At 63.6% G+C, this 15,268-nt stretch carries 17 protein-coding genes; 7 read left to right on the top strand and 10 right to left on the bottom strand.

The annotated features are described in order from the left end of the window. The first annotated feature begins 1 nt into the window (after position 1). From HX613_RS17645 to HX613_RS17635, 3 genes are read left to right on the top strand one after another with little or no spacing between them, the layout of a single operon-like run. Positions 2-970 carry a gas vesicle protein gene (locus HX613_RS17645; protein ID WP_235346523.1) on the top strand — a complete coding sequence of 323 codons (969 nt, stop codon included), beginning with the start codon at positions 2-4 and terminating at the stop codon, positions 968-970. Further along, complete coding sequence (locus HX613_RS17640; RefSeq protein WP_235346522.1) at positions 961-1,284, top strand: gas vesicle protein K; 324 nt, start codon at positions 961-963, stop codon at positions 1,282-1,284. Before HX613_RS17645 ends, HX613_RS17640 begins: the two co-directional genes overlap by 10 nt. After that, positions 1,281-2,147, top strand: a complete 867-nt coding sequence (locus HX613_RS17635) for a GvpL/GvpF family gas vesicle protein (RefSeq protein ID WP_235346521.1) — start codon at positions 1,281-1,283, stop codon at positions 2,145-2,147. The genes HX613_RS17640 and HX613_RS17635 overlap by 4 nt, the downstream gene beginning before the upstream one ends. On the opposite strand, the gene HX613_RS17630 is transcribed toward HX613_RS17635, so the two are convergent. Beyond that, entirely contained in the window at positions 2,120-3,232 is a 1,113-nt protein-coding gene (locus HX613_RS17630; RefSeq protein ID WP_235346520.1) for a hypothetical protein, read from the bottom strand. The two genes, HX613_RS17635 and HX613_RS17630, sit on opposite strands and share 28 nt — an antisense overlap. Before the next feature lie 183 nt (positions 3,233-3,415). Here HX613_RS17630 and galE point away from each other — a divergent pair, with 183 nt between their 5' ends. Beyond that, positions 3,416-4,414, top strand: a complete 999-nt coding sequence (gene galE, locus HX613_RS17625) for a UDP-glucose 4-epimerase GalE (protein WP_235346519.1) — start codon at positions 3,416-3,418, stop codon at positions 4,412-4,414. A gap of 60 nt (positions 4,415-4,474) precedes the next feature. Here galE and HX613_RS17620 read toward each other — a convergent pair whose 3' ends face one another. From HX613_RS17620 to HX613_RS17600, 5 genes are all read right to left on the bottom strand, one after another. Further along, on the bottom strand, positions 4,475-5,053 hold the full coding sequence (locus tag HX613_RS17620) for a DUF6320 domain-containing protein (RefSeq protein WP_328284987.1): 579 nt from the start codon (positions 5,051-5,053) through the stop codon (positions 4,475-4,477). 83 nt (positions 5,054-5,136) lie between these two features. Beyond that, a complete protein-coding gene (locus HX613_RS17615) occupies positions 5,137-6,540 on the bottom strand; it encodes an alcohol acetyltransferase (protein WP_235346517.1) in 1,404 nt (467 codons plus the stop codon). After that, positions 6,537-7,499 carry an alpha/beta hydrolase gene (locus HX613_RS17610; protein WP_235346516.1) on the bottom strand — a complete coding sequence of 321 codons (963 nt, stop codon included), beginning with the start codon at positions 7,497-7,499 and terminating at the stop codon, positions 6,537-6,539. Before HX613_RS17610 ends, HX613_RS17615 begins: the two co-directional genes overlap by 4 nt. Positions 7,500-7,554: 55 nt before the next feature. Beyond that, positions 7,555-8,307 (bottom strand): class I SAM-dependent methyltransferase, encoded by a 753-nt coding sequence (locus HX613_RS17605; protein ID WP_235346515.1) that lies wholly within the window; start codon positions 8,305-8,307, stop codon positions 7,555-7,557. A gap of 14 nt (positions 8,308-8,321) precedes the next feature. Continuing rightward, the gene (locus HX613_RS17600; RefSeq protein WP_235346514.1) at positions 8,322-9,188 is read right to left on the bottom strand and encodes an alpha/beta fold hydrolase; all 867 of its coding nucleotides are present in this window, start codon (positions 9,186-9,188) and stop codon (positions 8,322-8,324) included. A 54-nt stretch (positions 9,189-9,242) separates the two neighbouring features. On the opposite strand from HX613_RS17600, the gene HX613_RS17595 reads away from it, so the two are divergent. Together HX613_RS17595 and HX613_RS17590 are read left to right on the top strand one after the other, a co-directional pair. Continuing rightward, a complete protein-coding gene (locus HX613_RS17595) occupies positions 9,243-9,608 on the top strand; it encodes a MerR family transcriptional regulator (protein ID WP_235346513.1) in 366 nt (121 codons plus the stop codon). Positions 9,609-9,734: 126 nt separating this feature from the next. After that, complete coding sequence (locus tag HX613_RS17590; protein WP_235346512.1) at positions 9,735-11,528, top strand: formate--tetrahydrofolate ligase; 1,794 nt, start codon at positions 9,735-9,737, stop codon at positions 11,526-11,528. A gap of 52 nt (positions 11,529-11,580) precedes the next feature. Here the strand turns inward: HX613_RS17590 and HX613_RS17585 are convergent, their stop codons facing one another. From HX613_RS17585 to HX613_RS17575, 3 genes are all read right to left on the bottom strand, one after another. Next, positions 11,581-12,120, bottom strand: a complete 540-nt coding sequence (locus HX613_RS17585; RefSeq protein ID WP_235346511.1) for a VOC family protein — start codon at positions 12,118-12,120, stop codon at positions 11,581-11,583. Positions 12,121-12,563: 443 nt separating this feature from the next. Beyond that, on the bottom strand, positions 12,564-13,418 hold the full coding sequence (locus HX613_RS17580; protein ID WP_235346510.1) for a CPBP family intramembrane glutamic endopeptidase: 855 nt from the start codon (positions 13,416-13,418) through the stop codon (positions 12,564-12,566). Positions 13,419-13,651: 233 nt separating this feature from the next. Next, positions 13,652-14,335, bottom strand: a complete 684-nt coding sequence (locus HX613_RS17575; protein WP_235346509.1) for a hypothetical protein — start codon at positions 14,333-14,335, stop codon at positions 13,652-13,654. Positions 14,336-14,462: 127 nt separating this feature from the next. Between HX613_RS17575 and HX613_RS17570 the strand changes: the two genes are divergently transcribed. Further along, positions 14,463-15,077 carry a TetR/AcrR family transcriptional regulator gene (locus HX613_RS17570; protein ID WP_235346508.1) on the top strand — a complete coding sequence of 205 codons (615 nt, stop codon included), beginning with the start codon at positions 14,463-14,465 and terminating at the stop codon, positions 15,075-15,077. Here HX613_RS17570 and HX613_RS17565 read toward each other — a convergent pair. Beyond that, entirely contained in the window at positions 15,047-15,268 is a 222-nt protein-coding gene (locus HX613_RS17565; protein WP_235346507.1) for a hypothetical protein, read from the bottom strand. The two genes, HX613_RS17570 and HX613_RS17565, sit on opposite strands and share 31 nt — an antisense overlap.

Raw genomic sequence — 15,268 nt, 5'->3', positions numbered from 1 at the left:
GATGGCCGACGACGCGATCATGCAGCCCACCCGGGATCCACGTGCGACCCTGCCTGACCTCATTGAGGTGCTACTTAACAAAGGCGTGTACTTGAATCTCGACCTCATCATCTCCGTCTCAGACATACCGCTCATCGGGGTCAATCTGCGTGCGACCATCGCCGGAATCGAGACGATGCTCGAATACGGAATGATGCGTCAATGGGATGAGGACACACGAAAGTGGGTCCAGCAGTCGGTGCGCGCGCATCTTCCCTTGGCCGAAGACGAGGAGATCCTCGCCAAGATGGCGGGTGGGCATTATCAGGACAACTTCTATCGCACCTGGCGACCAGGCAGCGCCTACCTCACTTCGCAGCGGCTGATCATCCACCGACGCGATCCGGCGGAGACTCTGTGGCAGGCGAAGCTGAGTTCAATAGAATCCATCACGCCGTTGTCGGAGCCGTCGATCGGGGGAGAGGAACGTATTCGCATCCTCGTCCGACTCGACGACGGGAGCGAATCGAAGTTGTCCGCCCTTGAGCCCGAACGTCTGATCCGTCTGGTTCAGGAGCAACGAGGGGCAGCACTGCAACCCTCGACGGGTCGAGTCTCGAGCTCCTCGCCACAACCGCTGAAGCAGGGCCGAATGTGGTACCTGGAGACGCTGTCGGACGGAGGGACATGGCGGGGCGGCGAAGCTATCCTGTCGGGACGTGACCTTACCTGGAAGTCCCCGATGGACAGCCGCGCACTGGTGAGGGTCTCTGCCTCGCAAGTGCGGAATCTGCGCTGGGAGAAGCACGACAACCCTACCGACAAGGCACATATTCTGTTCGTCGAGGCCGAACGGTCTTCGATACGTCTGGCCGCGGATGACATTGACGGCTGGTACGAAGAACTCGAACAATGGAGCGCATCCGAGCAACAGGATCCGGCTGCCGGCAATCCGCGCGAGAAGACTGATGAAGGAGAGTCATGGCACTGAATGTGGATGAGGAGAGCCTCAAGCACGGCGTTCTCACCTTGGTCGTCACCCTTGTCGAGGTGATTCAGGAAGCGCTGGAGACACAGGCTGTGCGGCGCATGGAAGGCGGTGACCTCACCGAGGAGGAACAGAACCGCCTCGGCGAAGCACTTCTGGAACTCGATGAGGCCATGGACCAGATCAAAGCCGAGCACGGCATCACCGGCTCCGTTGACGATCTGCATCGCGGACTCGACGACGTCGTCGACGAGGTGGTCGACAAACTCATCAACCCAGCCAGATGGGCCGAAGAGACTTCGAAGGACATCAAGTGACAGATGACAGTGCAGGGCACAGCGAAGAATCAGGAACGTTTGCAGCTGCGCCGCCCAAGCTCTATGTCTACGCCATTGTGCCCGCCGGTGATTACTCACCCAAGGTGAATGGCATCGACGGTTCGCCGGTGCATCTGATCGGGGACCCCGAGGGACCCCGCGCGGTAGTCCATACACATAATGGCGGGCCATACGACGGCGCCGACGACGATGTGAAGCGATGGGTTCTGCAGCATAGCGAGGTTGTTGAAGACGGATGGCAGGGAGCCGGAAGCGTGCTTCCGGTCTCCTTCAATGTGATCGTGCGCCCGGACACCGAATTGGGAGCAACGTCGACCGCTCAGCTCGAAGGATGGCTTGAGGAGTCGAAGGGTGCGCTGTCCAAGCGATTGGGCGAATTGGACGGCACTTCGGAGCTGCGAGTCGAGATCTCGCTGGACAAAGGCGCCTTCGTAGAAGCCAACGACGAGGTTCGGAGAATCAAAGACGACATGGAAGGCCGCCCAGCTGGAGTCCGGCGACTGCTGGAGAAGCGACTGGAGAAGACCGAGAAGGAGTTCGCAGATCGAGAGGCCGACGATCTCTATCCTGCCCTGAGAGCTCGGATCGCCGAAAAGTGCCTAGGCATCGAGGAGTACCGCACTCCGCCTCGCGAAGCAGGACAGACTCCCATCCTCATGGCCTCGTGTCTGGTCACTGAACCAGGCATCCAGAATCTGGGAGCCGAGCTGACCGCTATTTCGAACGAGCAGCCAGCCGTTTCCATCCGATTCCTGGGCCCCTGGCCGCCGTACTCATTTGCCGACATGTCCGAGGCGTTTGCCGGCATGTCCGGTCAGGATCGCCCTTCTTCCGCCACGTAGACACGTGAGCGCAGGCGTTGAGCGTGGGTCATGTTCTTGACGTCGACATCGCTGTCGAAGGTCGAGCCCAGGGCACCGGCGACAACGCCCATGGCGGCGCTGAGCCAGGCGATGTCCAGATAATTGGTGAACTTCGCCTCCGGGCGATGGATGATCTGGGCCATGAAATCCGGGTCGATGACGATGAGACTGCCCACCAGAATTCCCGCAACCAGCAGAACGTAAAGCGCGCCCACGCAGATGATCAGGGTGAGGACGGACGACAGATTGTAGTAGAAGACGACCTGAGCACGACGGCCCCTGACCGGTCTGTCCCAGAGGCCGTTGACGGTCAGCAGCCACCCCACCATCACCGCGATCGCGATGAGTCCGATGGAGATCAGCCGAGCCGTCGACAGGTGGTGCGACATCTGCCAGATCGAGCTGTAGAAGATTCCGAAAGCCCCCGTCGCCGAGGCTGCGGCCAGGGCCCGAGATAGCTTGCGCGCCATGCGCAGCGGTTCATTGGCCGTCGTCATTCCCAACACCAGGCGGGTACCGCCAGTGAAGGTGTGCGCGTGCAGGGTGCGGTGCCCGGAATCGGCTCGACTCGACCACTGACCCCACCTGGGCAGACTATGCTTCGGGGCCGTATGGCCGTCGGGCAGCAGCTGGTTCGCACAGCTCATGAAGATCTTGAGCAGGCGACGTTTCGTCGTCAATGCGCCGAGGGTCGGTTTCGAGACCACGGCGACCTTGCGGTCCGGTAGGACCTCGGCGATGAGTGGTTTGTCCTGGGTGTGGCGAGGAATATCCGTGAACATGATGACGAGGTCCGCGCTGGGATATCTGTTCACCACCGAGTCGAGAGTCGACATCTCCAACTGGTGGTCTGTCCGCACCCGAATGGTCTCGGTGCACGTGTCGACATGAACGTCGGCATCGAAGCTCTGCCGCAGGAGCTCTTCGAACTCGTCCTTGATCGCCGCGACCCGGCGGGTCGGCGGGCCGGGGTCAGAGATGAGGAGCAGGTGCATCGCAGCTGGTGCTTTCGTCCATGGTGTCCTCCACGGGGCAGGGGCCGGGCGGATCGCCGACGTTTCCACACTCGCAGGGATGGTGGTGTTTGGCCAGAGGCAGGGTCCGCATGGTCGTGACTTCCGGCAACTCCACACCGGCCATTCAGTGTGCCTTGATGTCTGGGATGCTGGACGGGTCACGTATTCTGATGTGGGTATGACGCAGCGTATCGACCGCTGTGAGAGAGCTAGTGAAAGAGAGATCGGCAGATGAGTGTTCTGGTGACCGGAGGTGCCGGATACATCGGCTCCCACGTAGTGCGGCTGCTGTCCGAGCGCGGCGATGACGTCCTTGTCGTCGACGACCTTTCCACCGGGATCGAGGCTCGCGTCACCGGCCTGCCGATCGTCAGCATCGACCTTGCCGCGGCCGACGCCGAGGATCGTCTCGTCGCTGCGATCGAGGAGCACTCGGTGGACTCGATCATCCACTTCGCCGCGAAGAAGCAGGTGGGGGAGTCGGTCGAAGAACCCATCATGTACTACCGCCAGAACATCGGCGGACTCACGAATGTCCTCGCCGCCGCCGAACGCACCAGCATCGAATCCCTTGTCTTCTCATCGTCGGCCGCGACCTACGGCATGCCCGATGTCGAGATGGTCGCCGAGGACCTCGACTGCCGACCGATCAACCCCTACGGGCAGACGAAGCTCATCGGCGAATGGATGATCGACAATGCGATCACCTCGGCGAGGATGCGCGGTGCGAAGTTCAACGCCGTGAAGCTGCGCTACTTCAACGTCGCCGGAGCCGGCTGGCCTGAACTCGCCGACACTGCAGTCATGAACCTCATCCCGATCGTCCTCGGCCGCATCGCCGACGGTAAGGCCCCCATCGTATTCGGCGACGACTACGACACCGCCGACGGCACATGCATCCGCGACTACGTTCACGTCAAGGATCTGGCTGAGGCGCACATCGCCGCGCTCGACTACATGAAGTCCGGGGACACCTCGGAGACGGTGTTCAACGTGGGCACCGGCACCGGTGCCTCCGTCAAGGAAGTCATCGACGCCATCGCCGAGGCGACCGGCCGTGAGATCGTGCCCGAAATGGGCGAGCGTCGCGCAGGTGACCCACCCGCACTCGTCGCCGACGTCTCCCGCATCGGCGCGCAGTTGAGCTGGAAGGCCGAGTTCGACCTCGACGAGATCGTGCGCAGCGCGGTTGAGGCTGCGGGGATGCTGCCGGAACGGACCAGTGACTGAGCTCGAAGCCTCGGCGAGGGCTGCTCTCGACTGGGTGCGCAGCAGATCTGTGCGCGAGGTTCAGACATGCAGTCGCCTGGCGAGTTCGAGGCGGACTTCCCGGCCCCGAGCAAGTTGCAGCAGTACTAGAGCGAGGATGCTGAGGCCACCGCAGACGGCCGACGGCAGGGGGTACGTGACCCAGCCGAATGCGAGGAACACGATGGGTGTCAGACCCAGCACCGCCGCCAAACCGCTGTAGAGGATGTGCTCCGTCGCCTCGAAGCGCATCGCCCAGACTGTGATCAGCAGAGCAGCAAGGGAAGAGGCACAGACGATCGGCAACGCGTACGTCAGTGACCAAGCACGCCAGCCGGCGAGGTAGTCCCAGTAGACGCAGACCAGACCGATGAGGACGACGAGATAGATGGTGCCCTTAGCGACATTGCGTCGTTTGCGAACTGCCATGAGGACCACAAGCCACATAGCGGTGACCCCCAGCCAGCCGGAGCGAAGCACTCCGAAGCCTTCGGGTTTGTGGCCCAGCAGGAGCTGGGCCGCCAAAGACCCAGCGATCACGACGAGCGAGGTCAGGAACAGTATCCTGAGCAGCCGGCGCCTCGAGAACGTGAGGGGAACCGTCGGCAGCGGACTCGGCACCGCGTCCCCTGTGACAGGAGCGGCGCACAGGGGACATCGGGTCCAATCACCTTCAACGGCGATCGAACACTCGCGGCAGCGTCTCATGATTGACCCTCCGCGATCTCATCCTCGGTGACTCGTTCCGCAGCGACCGTGACATCGGCCCCCTCGGCAGTGAGCATCCGCGCGAATTCCCTGATGTGGTCGGTTTCGACGAAGGGCGAGGTGAAGCTGACGGTGAGCAGTCCGGCGTGGGACGTCGCGCAGAATTGCGGGCGGACTGCGGAGACATGGAACAGGACGCGGCCCACATGCGATTCGGCCGGTTCGGGCAGGCTCAGGCGACCCAGGTTCGAGACGGCGACGCTCAGACCACGGTTGCTGTGTCTGTTGACCAGGCCCAGGATCACATCCTTGAGCGGGCGCGGCATGATCCTCAACCCGGGCATCCGCTCGACTCGGATGAACCATCGCAGCTTCTTCTCCAGCGCCTCGTGGGTTGCCTGGGGCAGGAACTGGCTCTCCAGCTGTTTGCAGATCGAACCGAGATCGTCCTCGCCCTGGCCATAGGTGTGTTCCACACGGACAGTTGCGAAGAAGTTCCGTGCAGACTCCGAGGGAAAGAACTGGCGCAGATTCACCGGGACCGAAGCGGCCAGAGTCCGGGCCCGTCCCAGGCCACCCGAGGATATGCGAATGGACTCGAAGAACAGCGCCGTCAGGTACATGGTGAGCGAGACGTCGGCGGCTCGAGCAAGCCCGAGCGCAACATCCGTGGGCATGGTGAGTTCGACAGCGCGCGTGCGGTTGTCCGGGGTGCGGGTCCCTCTGACCCGGTGGACCTTCTTACCCGCCGAACGGCGCAAGCGGCCGATCTTCCAACGATCGGCAGGCGACTGGGCGCTGTCAGCGACGGTGAATGTGGCCGGTGTGGCCGCACGGCTGAAAGCGGAGCGGGAAGCGGGCGACTGATGCCGGCGGCGGAAGTAGTGCGCGAAGCTGTCGATGTTCAGGCCATGTATCGGCTCGGCCGGCGCATCGGCGGATTCGCTGGTGCCTTCGAACAGCGGACTCCGGTCGGAGTCGGGATGTCGCAGTCTGATGTATGCGTTCACCAGGTCGGAGAGGAACCAAGCCGCACCGGTGCCATCGGAGAGCGCGTGGAACACCTCGACGCTGATCCGCCGACGGTGATGGACTACGCGGAACAGCAGATTGCGCCGACCGGCCTGATAGATGGGGGCGCACGTGTGCTGCTCATCCGCGGTGACCTGCGGGTGCAGGTCGCTGTCCTGCAGGTAGTACCAGAACAGGCCGCTCTGCAGCACCGCGTGGTAGAGCCGGTACCGGTCATAAGTCTCGTCCAGTGCCTGCTGCAGCAACCCGGGGTCCACGTCGTGATCCACCTCGGCACTGAGGCGAAAGACTTTGGGATCCGCGGCGCTGCGAGCCGCGAGGAAGATGTTCGAGGCGTTGTCGAGTCGTACCCAGTCCCGGTGGGTCATTTCGACTCCTGGGCGGGCTGCTCGCCCTCGACGGTGTCGTCGTCGAGGAACGCGTTGATCACCTCATAGGCTTCTTGGACGAACTGGGAGAATCTGGGCAGCGAGATGAAGCCATGCAGCGCTCCGGCCACCCGGTGGATCCGCACCGCGTTGCCGGCCCCGGCCAGGGCGCGCCCGTAGGCCTCGCCCTCATCGCACAGCAGATCCAACTCCGCAGTAAGCACCAGGGTCGCTGGTTGGCAGGAGAGGTCGGCTGCCAGCAGCGGAGCGACAAGAGGGCTGCGCCGCTGCTGATGGTCAGGAACGTAGAGGTCGAAGTAGTCTTCGACCTCGGTGTTGGTGAGTCGGTAGTCCCCGCCATGGCTGCGCACCGAGGCGAACGGGGAGGTCTTCGGGTCGTGGTCCCAATGCGTCACCGGATAGAGCAGGATCTGGCGGTTCGATGGGCGATGTCCACGTTCTCGCAGCAGCAATGAGATGACAGCAGCGAAGTTTCCTCCGGCCGAATCCCCGATCAGGATGATCTGGTCGGCGTCTGCAGCACCCACCCGATGCGGTTCGTCCAGCAGCAGCCGGGCGACGTCGTAACAGTTCTCCAGACCTGCCGGGAATGGGTGCTCAGGCGCGAGCCGATAGTTGACGGAGGCGACGGCGCAGCCAGTGAGGTCCGCCATCCTGGCGCACGCCGGAGAGTAGGTGTCGATGTCTCCAGTGACCCAGCCACCGCCGTGGAAGAAGACGAGGACATCCTCGCGGCGCTTCTCTTTCGGCTGGAAAATCCGGACAGGGATATTCAGGTACTCGTCGCCTGACAGAGGCTGCCAGCGCGAGGTCCGATACGGTGGCATCAGCAGCGCAGCGAGTCGGCGCTGCATCCGACGGACCTTCTCATAGTCCTCACGAATGTTGAGCCGGGGCGCAGCGAACAGACGCAGCACCGCTCGAGACAGTCTGTTCACGGGCGGGAGCCGGTTCGGGGAGCGGAATCTTCCATGCCACCAGCTTAGAGGCAGGTCAGTCGGGTTTCCGAGCCACGATGAGATGGCGAGTGGAGTGCGCGACGAACGGCTCGCCGCGGCGGAGTCGAGCATCGAGCTCTCGCAGCTGGGGCAGGTAGTCCTCGACGCTGAAGCCCGGCACCCACCAAGGGCATTTGCGCAGGATCCAGATGACGGCACCGATATCGTAGAACTCCATGCGGCAGCGCGCAGTGCGCAGGGTCTCGATTGCGAGTCCGGCCGCCTCGGCGTCATGGACCTCTGTGTCAGGATGACGGCTCCTGCGGTTCCCCGGCTGGGGCCCGAGGAAGAACTCAATGAGTTCGAAGGCCGAGGCCGGTCCGACGTGTTGGGCGAAGTAGGTGCCTCCGGGGACAAGGACCCGCGCGATCTCCGACCACTCGGGACGCACCGGATGGCGAGAGCTGACCAGGTCGAAGCTGCCATTGGCGAAGGGGAGACGCTCGGGGCCGGCCTCGATGACATCGACCCCGCGTGGGCTCAGGCGCTTCCGGGCGGCGACGACATTGGGCGGGTGGGCCTCGGTAGCGGCCATGCGCGTTGGCAGCAGTGGAGCCTCGTCGATGCCTTCTCCGCCTCCGGTGTCGATGTCGAGGGCGGCGTTCGCGGTGGAAAGGCGCTGGGCGAGGAGACTCGCGTAGCCCCACGGTGTCCGTTGTTCTGTGGCACGACCGTCGAGCCAGGTGAAACTCCAACCGGTGACATCGGCGGCCAGTGCCTCGGAGACCAGTGTGTCGAAGGTGCGCATAATGCAATCGTTGCCTATGCGTCGACCGCTTGTACAGGTGGTCCTGCGAAATCAGCGGCAAGCCAGGTCGCCAGCTCTGTCGCGAGTGACGATTGCGCTTCGAGGGGCACGAGATGCCCAGCTCCCGGGAACCGAGTGACTTTGGGATTGCCAGGCAGAGTGCGGGCGAGTCGCTCGGCCTGTTCGGCAGGAATCCACGGATCGTCCTCTCCCCAGCCGACGCGTGCAGGACAGCGAACCTCGCCGAGGCGGTCGACGATCGGGTCCGTGTGCTCGGGCCGTAGGCTGGCGATCTGGTGGTAGAAGGCTGGTTGACCTGCGCCTGTGCACCAGGGAGCCGCGAGTTCCTGGACCGACGAGTGGCCCAATCCATCGCCTCCCGCACCGGCGATGTATTCGGTGACAAGGGCGCGGTGCAGCTGTGGAGGAAGTGCCGCGAAGACCGGTTCGTTCTCAGCCACCAAGCGGAAGAACGGTGAGCCCCATGGGTCCAGGGTCACGATGTCGAGCAGGTACAGCGAAGCGAAATCGCGGTTCTCGAGCAGATGCGCGCCCAGGGCAACGGCTCCTCCGATGTCGTGGGCGATGACGTGCGGCTTCTGAATGCCCCAGATGTCCAGAAGCTCAGCCAGACGACGACGCTGGGTGACGAGGTCAACGGCAATGGCCTCCTCGGCGATGGATTCACCGTACCCGGGCATGTCCCACAGGAACACACGATGATGGAGGTCGAGGTCGCGGGCCAGCGGCAGCCACATCCGCGATGACCATGGTGTCCCGTGACAGATGACGATATCGCCGAGGCTGACTTCGCCTGAGGTCGGTCCGATGACCTGAGCGGCCACCACGGTGCCGTCGTGAAGTGTGATGTTCTCATGCATATTGAGAACCTAGAACTTCAGGTCAACCTGAAGTCAAGGTGTCATCATGGTGGCATGAAGATCGGGGAGGCGGCGCAGCGCCTGGGGATCGCCGCACATGTGCTGCGGCATTGGGAAGACGAGGGGGTCGTGGTTCCTGACCGCACGGCCACAGGCCACCGACTGTACGGGTCCGAGCATCTGGCTCGGTGTCGGATCGTGCTCTCCTGCCAGGGGGTGGGGATGAGTCTGGCGGAGATCCGGGCGGTCGTGCACCGTGGTGAAGCCGGTCGTGCGGAGACCATCGCGGCCCGGATCGCCGCCATCCGGGCCCAGCGCTCTTCACTTGATTCAGCCGAGCGGTTCCTGCTCCATGTTCGTCAGTGCCGGCACGACCTCATGGCCAGATGTCCGGAGTGTTCACAGTATTCGCAGGCCTGATGCCCAGGACCTGAGCCGAAGACGAGACACGGCGTACACGATTGATCAGCAGCACCACCTCGGCGTCGGGTGAATTCATCCCTCGAAGGTGGTCACAAAACGGACCATAAGCGGCATGATGGCCTTATGACCACAGATATGGATATTGCGCTCAACGCCGAGCTCGACTCGATCATCGATATCGCCGCCGGCCTGGGTGTGAAATCACAGGACATCATCCCCTTCGGATGGACGAAAGCCAAGGTCCCCATCGACGTTCTCGACAAGGCTGCCGAGGCCACGACCGACGGTCACCTCATCCTCGTCACCGCGATGAGCCCGACACCGGCGGGCGAGGGCAAGACCACGACGAGCATCGGGCTGGCCGACGGGCTCAACGAACTTGCCCGCTCAAAGCCGGAGGTGGGCAAGGCGGTCCTGGCTCTGCGTGAACCCAGCATGGGTCCGGTCTTCGGGATGAAGGGCGGAGCAGCCGGCGGGGGCTACGCCCAGGTCGTGCCGATGGAGGACATCAACCTTCACTTCACCGGGGACTTCGCAGCCATCGCCGCAGCGAACAATCTCGCCGCCACGATGCTCGACAACCACATTCACCACGGCAACGAACTCGACGTCGATTCGCGCCGCATCCATATTCGCCGCGTCGTTGACCTCAACGATCGCGCACTGCGCGGAGTCGTCATCGGCCTCGGCGGACTCAACGGGGGAGTGCCCCGCGAGGATGCCTTCGACATCGTCGTCGCCAGCGAAGTCATGGCCGTCTTCTGTCTGTCCACCTCGTTGACCGACCTCAAGCAGCGTCTGGGGCGAATCGTCCTCGCTCACAACCGGAGTCGCGAACCCATCACGGTCAGTGACATCGGCGCGGCCGGGGCGATGACTGCGCTGCTGCGAAGCGCACTGGCACCCAACTTGGTCCAGACCCTCGAGCATTCACCGGCGTTCATCCACGGCGGTCCCTTCGCCAATATCGCCCACGGTTGCAACAGCCTGCTCGCGACTAAGGCCGCGCTATCCCTGGGCGATTGGACGGTGACCGAGGCCGGATTCGGCGCCGACCTGGGTGCAGAGAAGTTCCTCGACATCAAATGCCGCACGGCAGGCATCTGGCCCTCGGCCGTGGTCGTCGTCGCGACGCTCCGGGCATTGAAGTACCACGGCGGCATCGAGGTGGCCGACGTGCAGACGCCGAACATCGATGCGGTGATCGGCGGCATGAGCAACCTCGAGCACCACTGCGGCAATCTCCTCAACATCTACGGGATCACCCCGGTTGTGTGCTTCAACCGGTTCCCCACCGACACCGACGAGGAGATGGCGGCCGCGATCGCGCACCTGCGCTCGAAGGGCATCTCCGCGGTCGGGTCGACGCACTGGGCCGATGGCGGCAAGGGTGCGCTCGCCCTCGCCGAGGCGGTCGTTGAGGCTGCCGGTGGTGTCGGGAACGCAGGGGCGGCCGTCGACGACGGTTCGGTCTTCGTCGGAGGCGTTGCATCCGGCGACGCTGAGGCTCCTGCGGCGGGAGCGTCGTCTGAGGAAGCGCCGCGGGCGCAGTACAGCTACGAACTCGAGCGGCCTCTGGAGGAGAAGATTCGTACGATCGCGCAGCGAATCTACGGTGCTGCCGACGTCGACCTGCCGGCCAAGGTCACGCGCAAGCTCAAGCAGTTCACCGACGAAGGCTACGGTGATGCCCCGATCTGCATTGCCAAGACCCAGTACTCCCTGAGCACGGATGCGAGCCTGCGTGGGGCGCCCAAGGACCACATCATCGAGGTCAAGGACGTGCGGCTCTCTGCCGGCGCCGGCTTCGTCGTCGTCATCGCCGGAGACATCATGACCATGCCGGGCCTGCCAAAGGAACCGTCAGCTTTGACAATCGACGTCAACGAGGATGGGAATATCACCGGTCTGTTCTGAACCGCCCTCGTTCAAGGCAGTGGCGAAATGATCGGCTGCGTGGCCGTGATCGTCACCCCAGGTCGTTGTCACGCAGTGGTGCGCTGCTTCGTCCTCGGCTCCGTCCGCTCAGCTCTGCGTCCAGGGTCTCCTGCGCGTCGCTCATCTGTTCGGCGTACTTGGGATCCTGCAGGCGTTGCCACATCACGTCCTCGGGAACGTCTTCGATCTGGCTGGTCACCCACCAAATGTTGCCGAAGGGATCTTTCACGCGTCCGCCGCGCTGTCCGAAGGCGTTGTTCGCCAGTTCTGTGACTACCTCGGCGCCGGCGGCGGTCGACCTTTCGAAGGCCGCATCAGCATCAGGGACGAACACGCGCAGCAGACTCGGCATGACCGGCCACTCGGGGCGACGGTCGAAGGCGAGCACCACGGTGTCGCCGATCCTGATCTCACCGTGTCCGATGGTGCCGTCCTCGGTGGCCACGCGGGCGAGTTCCTCGCCATCGAACGCCTGTGCAATGAAGTCGAGGAGCGCGCCGGTGTCGTCGGTGACGACCCACGGTGCGACACTCGTGTATCCGTCGGGGACTGGAGTGATCGGAGCGGACATGTCTGAGCCTTTCAACGTCGGTGTCGGGTCGTGACTGACCTTAGACGAGTATGAGGACAGGGAGTGTCCTAGTGGTATGTCTCTTTTGTCGACGCATTCACGGTTAGAATGCTGGCCGGGTGGCTGCAAATCAGCGTGTCCAAGTACTTACTGACGAACAGTGGAAACGAATCGAGCCACTCGTTCATCAGTTCCTCGCACAGAATGTGCGACGTTGTATACGGGATCCCAGTCGAACTCTTTGGTTGGCTGGGCTGCGTAGGCCGGCATGAGCCCCTGGGCGTTACCGGGGCCCGGCATCGTTCGGTTGGGAATTATCCTCCAGGCCGGCCTACGCACAGTGGTCGTCCCTTTCCATGCAGCGGATGCTCTCCTGCGGGGAACCACTGAATAGCCTGCCTGCGTGGCCTCGCGCAGGCAGGCCCTGCGAGTGCACCGGGAGATCACTCGTTCGTCGGGTGGCCGGAGTTCGGGTCGGCGGAGCGGGAAATATCTCGGCGTTGCGCCCACAGCCAGACCCCTGCGGCGGTCAGCAGCATCAGCAGGGTGCCCGGCAGCATCACCTCGCCGTGCCCGGAGCTGCGGTCGATGGTGATCTCGCTGGAGAAAAAGGAGGCGACCAGGAACAGGATGGTGTTGTTCACTGCGTGCAGCACGACGGCTCCCTCGATCCCTCCGGTGCGCCAGGTGATCACCGCACAGGCCAGCCCGACCGAGAAGGTGTAGACGACCAACAACGGGTCTGCCAGTCCGTGCACCACGGTGAACATCAGGTTTGGCGCGAGCAGGGCCAGCAGCAGGGCGACCGTGCGCTGCGTGGTGAAGGAGCCGAAGCTGCGTGCTAATAGGCCGCGCGCGGCGTACTCTTCGCCGGCCGCCTGCAGCGGGCTGGTCAGAAGCGCGATCACGAACAGGACAATCGTGCCGACCAGTGTGGCCGGTGGCCCGTTCACACCGGCCACCTCGGGATTCAATATCGTCCAGACGATGCCGTACACGATCCACACCGGCACCAGCACGCCTGCCAGGGTCAGCGCCAGCTTCCACCGGAAGCGGCCGTGCACCGAGTGCATCCAGCGTCCGGGTTGCCCGAACAGCAGCCGTTGCAGGCCGAGGGAGACCGGGATCAGCAATCCGATAGCGAGGTTGCTGGCGAGCAGCCGGGCCGGGTTCATGGTCACCACTCCGTCGCCCGGCGTCTCCGGTGGCACCAGGCCTAGGCCGAGTGACTCTGAGACGACGGTCAGTCCCCATGTGAGCGTGAGGGTGCTGACGACATAGGCGACGGGGATGAGCACGATCGCAAGTACGGCCTTCCACCACCGGTAACCAGGGGTGCGCAGAAATTGGTGGTACTCGGTCGGTCCCGATGGTAGGGCAGGACGTCTATATAGGTTCGCGTGGCGGTCGTGTCGTTGCATACATTTCTCCTCGGCGCGGACAGCATTCACCGTCCGAGATGGTGGGCAAATACTCCTGGAGCTCACGGAAGCGTTTGAAAGCGGTCACCCGTGACCGGCTGCGGCGGGGGTCAGGCCTCGATTCCGTCGGTCTCAACGTCCAACAGGCGGTGATGGCGGAAGGTGAGTGCTCGTTCGATTCCCGCGAGACCGGCGGTGAGGGTCAGCGCAATGTTCACCCCTGCCGGCAAATCGACGGGAGAGGCGAACGAGACGAAGCGATCGGCCCAGAGCGGCAGGTGGGTGACCAGCTCGAGCAGTTGAGGGGCGAGCACGATCAGATTGATCGTCAGCACGATGACTGCACCGACGGCCAGCGCACGACCGAACCCGGGGTGCCGGCGGGAGAGTTGGGCGCGCCAGTGTTCGGGCGTCCCTGGCGCGGGATCGAGACGTCTTTGGCTGCCGTCCGCGCAAATCAGACGGATCCGCTGCATGCCGTACCTGCTCGCAGCGACCTCGATGCTGTCCGATCCGAGTGGGAATCGGATCGGCATGTCGGAGGTCTGCACGTGTTTGTCGTTCCTGTAGAGAGAGGCCCGGCCCGATAGGTGGTCGACATCGACTGTCGCGGTCGACGCGTCGTGAAGGTCGATCGCGAAGCGCGTCCGCTGCAGCGAGAGGGAAGGGCGGAACGGTGGCAGCGACACTCCCGGCTCCGGAACGGGCGTCGACCACCCTCCTCTATCGCCGTTGAGACCATCGAGGCCGTCAAAGTTGAGAGGGTCATTGCCCGTCGAGTCGTTCCAGGGCATGTCACGGCCCTTCACGTCTCGCCTCGACCGGGGCCGCGGCGAAGATGAAAGCCTCCAAAACGCATTATTAGCATAGTCATGCTAAACACGTTAGCATAGCGATGCTAAAAGTTGCTATGATGGAGCTATGTCCAAACGAGTCGACCCGGATGTTCGCCGGGAGCAGGTGGCCGATGCCGTGATCGACGAGATCGCCGAGCACGGGCTGCGCTCGGTGACCCTCGCCCGGATCGCCGCACGCAGCAGCTTGGCCATCGGGAGCATTCGGCACTATTTTGGCGACACCCTCCGCGAGGTCATGCGCTTCACCTTGGACGCCCTCATGCAGCGCATCGTGCGCCGCAGAGGGTCGTTGTCCGAGGACCCCGTGTCACGGATCGCGGACGTGATCACCCTCGCCGCACCGACCAGCGAGCAGGAACGCAAGGAGAATATCGCCCTCGTCGAATACCGCGTCATGGCGCGCACGGACCCCGAGTTCGCGACCGACATCGCTGCAACATCTCTCGCGGGGGTAGAAGTGATCCGCTCGCTGCTGCGTGATGCGCTGGCCGACCGCACGATCGACGAGGAAGCGCTGCACTGCGAGGCGCTCCTGCTGTTCACCCTGATCGAGGGCTTCTCGTTCGGTTCGGCGCTGTCCTCTGCCCCACTGCAGGAGGCAGAGGTGCGAGCCACAGTGTCGGCGACCATGCACCGTCTGCGCGATGCCTACCCGCCTTCCGAAGAAGCCGTCCAGTGAGCGGCTAGAGAATCTGAGAGCACCACATCGACTGCATAGACGTGGCCAGGGCCCGGCTCTCCTTCGACCTCCCGGGGAAGATAGAACAGCGCCCGGGACAACATCTGCCACCAACGGAAGGGCTTCAGGGCTCGGCCGTTGCCGTCTTTGATGCGCTTTGCGGCCCGCTGTCTTCTTTGGTTCTTCGACAC

The organism is Brevibacterium sp. UCMA 11754 (genome assembly GCF_021532275.1).
GTDB lineage: Bacteria > Actinomycetota > Actinomycetes > Actinomycetales > Brevibacteriaceae > Brevibacterium.
This window is presented reverse-complemented; position numbering and strand designations above follow the sequence as displayed.